Annotated in this window: 1 protein-coding gene; it reads right to left on the reverse strand. The window is 73.0% G+C overall.

All coding sequences use genetic code 11. The features are described 5' to 3' along the window. The coding region (locus HTZ82_RS08550; protein ID WP_175408697.1) for a sensor histidine kinase KdpD at positions 1-1,216 on the reverse strand (1,216 nt) is incomplete at its 3' end. Positions 1,217-1,508 lie beyond the last annotated feature (292 nt).

The following is a 1,508-nucleotide window of genomic DNA, read 5'->3' on the forward strand; positions in this document are numbered from 1 at the left end:
CCAGGACGGCCTGGACGCCTCCGTAGATGTTCGACTGGAGCCGTACCGCGATGCCGTGCCGCCGGGCGAGGGCGGAGACGACGTACAGGCCGATCCGCCCGTCCTGGAGCAGATGCGCCACATTGACCTGGTCGGGGTCGGAGAGCAGCGCGTTCATCTTCTCCTGCTCGGCGGGCGGCATGCCGAGGCCGCGGTCCTCGACCTCGACGGCGAGCCCGGCCGTGACGTACTGGGCACGCAGCAGCACGGTGGTGTGCGGCGCGGAGAACACCGTGGCGTTCTCGACGAGTTCGGCGAGGAGGTGGATGACGTCGGCGACGGCGTGGCCGCGCAGGGTGCCGTGGACGGGCGGGACGAGCTTGACGCGCGGGTACTGCTCGACCTCGGCGATGGAGGAGCGCAGCACCTCGGTCATGGTGACCGGATTCGACCACTGCCGGCGGGAGATGGCGCCGCCGAGCACGGCGAGGTTCTCGGCGTGCCGGCGGATGCGGGTGGCCAGGTGGTCGACGTGGAACAGGCCCTTGAGCAGTTCCGGGTCCTCGACCTCGTTCTCCAGCTCGTCGAGGAGCTGGATCTCGCGGTGGACGAGTGACTGGAGCCGACGGGCGAGGTTCACGAAGACCTCGACCTTCTGCTCGTTGCCGACGCTGCTGGACAGCCGGGACGCCTCCACGACGGCGGCGACGGCGGTGTCGTGGGAGCGGGAGAGCTCCTGGGCCAGCAGGTCGAACGCGTCGCCGCCGGGGGGCGGGGGCGGGGTCCGGCGGACGGGTGGCTGTTCGCCGCGGCGCAACTGTTCGACGACCGCGCGCAGTTCGTTCTGGCCGTGGGCCGTGGTGCGGCGCAGGGCGTGGCACCGGTCGAGTACGGAGCGGGCCGCGCGGTCCGCGCCGAGGGCGGCGGCGGCGAAGGCGGCCACGGTCAGCGCGGTCGAGCAGGCCAGCGCGATCCAGAGCCCGGTGGACGGCCGGGCACCGGTGGAGCGGAGGGTGAACAGCACGGCGGCGGCACCGCCGAGCGCGGCGACGACCGCCGGGAGCGCGGCGGCACGCAGGAGCTGCGGGCGTATGCCGGCCTCCGGAGGGGGCGTCGGGCTGTTCGGGGTGTGCTGCTGCCTGCCGGAGCCCGGCAGCGGACGGGCGCCCGACCGGCCGTGCCGTCCGCCGCCTTCACGACGGTCGGGAGGCGCGGCGGGTGCGCGGAGTGGAGACATCGGCGTCCTTGGTGCGTGGGTCCCAGGAATCGGCGTGTGCGGGGTTGTCCGGTGTGCGGCCTCGGGGACGGGTGGGACACACCCTCCCGTCCGATCGCCCACCGTTGATCACTGGACACACACGGTAGTCGCCAACCGTTCAGGCACGGTGGGCTGTTGTCAAACTTGCCCGCGCGGCGTACCGCTCTGGTATGAGGGCTCGTACGGGGGAGCGAAATGCGGGCAGGCCGACGTCGGCCCGGTCGCACGAGCCGTGACACACGCAGGACGGCGTCCCGCTCATGGGCGGGAC

It is taken from the genome of Streptomyces sp. TRM64462 (assembly GCF_013362995.1).
In the GTDB taxonomy this organism is placed as follows: domain Bacteria; phylum Actinomycetota; class Actinomycetes; order Streptomycetales; family Streptomycetaceae; genus Streptomyces.